Source organism: Psychrobacter sp. YGAH215, from assembly GCF_007280595.1.
Lineage (GTDB): Bacteria > Pseudomonadota > Gammaproteobacteria > Pseudomonadales > Moraxellaceae > Psychrobacter > Psychrobacter faecalis.
Map to the genome: position 1 here is coordinate 1 of NZ_VKLR01000067.1, position 2626 is coordinate 2626.

General features: G+C 42.8%; 3 protein-coding genes and 1 pseudogene. 2 read left to right on the forward strand and 2 right to left on the reverse strand.

The window, feature by feature from the left end; translation table 11 throughout:
• Window positions 1-225, reverse strand: a 225-nt coding sequence (locus FOR85_RS12535) for a PAS domain S-box protein (protein ID WP_306767978.1), incomplete at its 3' end; no start/stop codon positions are given.
• On the opposite strand from FOR85_RS12535, the gene FOR85_RS12540 reads away from it, so the two are divergent.
• Both FOR85_RS12540 and FOR85_RS12545 read left to right on the forward strand, forming a co-directional pair.
• Entirely contained in the window at window positions 202-906 is a 705-nt protein-coding gene (locus FOR85_RS12540) for an IS6-like element IS26 family transposase (protein ID WP_144298181.1), read from the forward strand. The genes FOR85_RS12535 and FOR85_RS12540 overlap by 24 nt on opposite strands.
• Before the next feature lie 106 nt (window positions 907-1012).
• Window positions 1013-1576, forward strand: a pseudogene (locus FOR85_RS12545) (DUF815 domain-containing protein); the annotation flags it as partial.
• Between the two features lie 104 nt (window positions 1577-1680).
• Here the strand turns inward: FOR85_RS12545 and FOR85_RS12550 are convergent.
• The gene (locus FOR85_RS12550; RefSeq protein WP_001046004.1) at window positions 1681-2502 is read right to left on the reverse strand and encodes an OXA-23 family carbapenem-hydrolyzing class D beta-lactamase OXA-23; all 822 of its coding nucleotides are present in this window, start codon (window positions 2500-2502) and stop codon (window positions 1681-1683) included.
• Window positions 2503-2626: the final 124 nt, after the last annotated feature.

Sequence of the window (2626 nt, forward strand, 5' to 3'; positions counted from 1 at the left end):
ATCTGGGTGTCTTACGATGTTGTGAGGCTGGCCTAATAGTTCTTCCTCAGTGAAACCACTGATTTTAATGAAGTCAGGATTAACGTACGTGATATGGCTTTGAGGGGAGGTAGTCGAAAGAATATTGGCATCTTTTGGGGCACTGTTGCAAATAGTCGGTGGTGATAAACTTATCATCCCCTTTTGCTGATGGAGCTGCACATGAACCCATTCAAAGGCCGGCATTTTCAGCGTGACATCATTCTGTGGGCCGTACGCTGGTACTGCAAATACGGCATCAGTTACCGTGAGCTGCAGGAGATGCTGGCTGAACGCGGAGTGAATGTCGATCACTCCACGATTTACCGCTGGGTTCAGCGTTATGCGCCTGAAATGGAAAAACGGCTGCGCTGGTACTGGCGTAACCCTTCCGATCTTTGCCCGTGGCACATGGATGAAACCTACGTGAAGGTCAATGGCCGCTGGGCGTATCTGTACCGGGCCGTCGACAGCCGGGGCCGCACTGTCGATTTTTATCTCTCCTCCCGTCGTAACAGCAAAGCTGCATACCGGTTTCTGGGTAAAATCCTCAACAACGAGAAGAAGTGGCAGATCCCGCGATTCATCAACACGGATAAAGCGCCCGCCTATGGTCGCGCGCTTGCTCTGCTCAAACGCGAAGGCCGGTGCCCGTCTGACGTTGAACACCGACAGATTAAGTACCGGAACAACGTGATTGAATGCGATCATGGCAAACTGAAACGGATAATCGGCGCCACGCTGGGATTTAAATCCATGAAGACGGCTTACGCCACCATCAAAGGTATTGAGGTGATGCGTGCACTACGCAAAGGCCAGGCCTCAGCATTTTATTATGGTGATCCCCTGGGCGAAATGCGCCTGGTAAGCAGAGTTTTTGAAATGTAAGGCCTTTGAATAAGACAAAAGGCTGCCTCATCGCTAACTTTGCAACAGTGCCAGTCTTGCTCAATTCAAATCTTCAGGCTTATGGGTTACTACTCATGCTTGGTTAAATGACCGTTTCCTTTTGCCGGAATCCCAACAGAAGAACTTGGCAGAGTTGAAACGATCTTTCCTTGATCCTGCACTCAAGCAGATAAAGAAGCGTCCGGAAAAGTTCATTGTCTACTGCGATGATCTGGCCTTTAATGCTGAAGATGAAAACTATCGCAGCTTAAAAAGTGTACTTGATGGCTCATTACAGTCAGGTACAAGTAATTTTATTATTTATGCAACCAGCAACCGTCGACATCTGTTACCAGAATTTATGCATGAGAACACGCCAGTGACTCGTGTAGATGTACCGCAATATACCGAGTTGCATCCACAAGAAGCCATTGAGGAAAAAATTTCACTCTCGGATCGTTTTGGAATGTGGCTTTCATTCTATCCAATGGATCAAAACCTGTATTTAACCATTGTAGAACACTATCTTGCTAAAACAGATATGCCAATGAATGACGAAGCCCATGCTGAAGCCCTACGCTGGTGTCAGGCACGTGGTCAACGGTCAGGACGTGCCGCCTATCAGTTCTCTAAACACTGGATTGGATCACAACAACTAAAAGCACTGTAAAATTTTAAACTAGAAAAATTAACAGGTTTCATTATTAGTCAGATTATAAAAGGCCCATTTATCTCAAATGGGCTTTTTATAAAATTAGAGTTTCTGTCAAGCTCTTAAATAATATTCAGCTGTTTTAATGATTTCATCAATAATTCATTACGTATAGATGCCGGCATTTCTGACCGCATTTCCATATTTAATGCAAAAGCGACAATTTTTCCATCTGGCTGCTCAACCCAGCCGGTCAACCAGCCCACTTGTGGTTTTATATCCATTGCCCAACCAGTCTTTCCAAAAATTTTGTAGCCATTACTCTCTTCTAAAAGAAGCATATTTTTTACATTAGCCTGCACTTTTTCACTAAATGGAAGCTGTGTATGTGCTAATTGGGAAACAAACTCTACCTCTTGAATAGGCGTAACCTTTAATGGTCCTACCAACCAGAAATTATCAACCTGCTGTCCAATTTCAGCATTACCGAAACCAATACGTTTTACTTCTTTTTGCATGAGATCAAGACCGATACGTCGCGCAAGTTCCTGATAGACTGGGACTGCAGAAAGCTTCATGGCTTCTCCTAGTGTCATGTCTTTTTCCCAAGCGGTAAATGACCTTTTCTCGCCCTTCCATTTAAATATTTCATTAATATCCGTTTTCTGGTTCTCCAATCCGATCAGGGCATTCAACATTTTAAATGTAGAGGCTGGCACATATTCTGTATTTGCGCGGCTTAGAGCATTACCATATAGATTAATTTTTTTATCTGTTTGAATAACCAGCACACCTGAGGTGTTTTTTTCATCAAAGTATTGATGAATCACCTGATTATGTCCTTGAACAATCTGACTCGGGGTTTCATTTATTAAATTATGCTGAACCGTACAACCAGAAAGAAAAAGAGAAGCAACCACATAGCAAGTAAAATATTTATTCATTTTAAACACCAGATCAATAGAAAATAAAAAAGAGCTCTGTACACGACAAAAATAGATAACTCATTGAAATAATGTCATAATAATTGTTTTCTAACGACGAATACTATGACACATCTCAATGAGT

Bases quoted from the DNA above. Each gene is read 5' to 3' on its own strand.
- FOR85_RS12540 (WP_144298181.1), top strand. From the start codon at position 202: ATGAACCCATTCAAAGGCCGGCATTTTCAGCGTGACATCATTCTGTGG.
- FOR85_RS12550 (WP_001046004.1), bottom strand. From the start codon at position 2,502: ATGAATAAATATTTTACTTGCTATGTGGTTGCTTCTCTTTTTCTTTCT.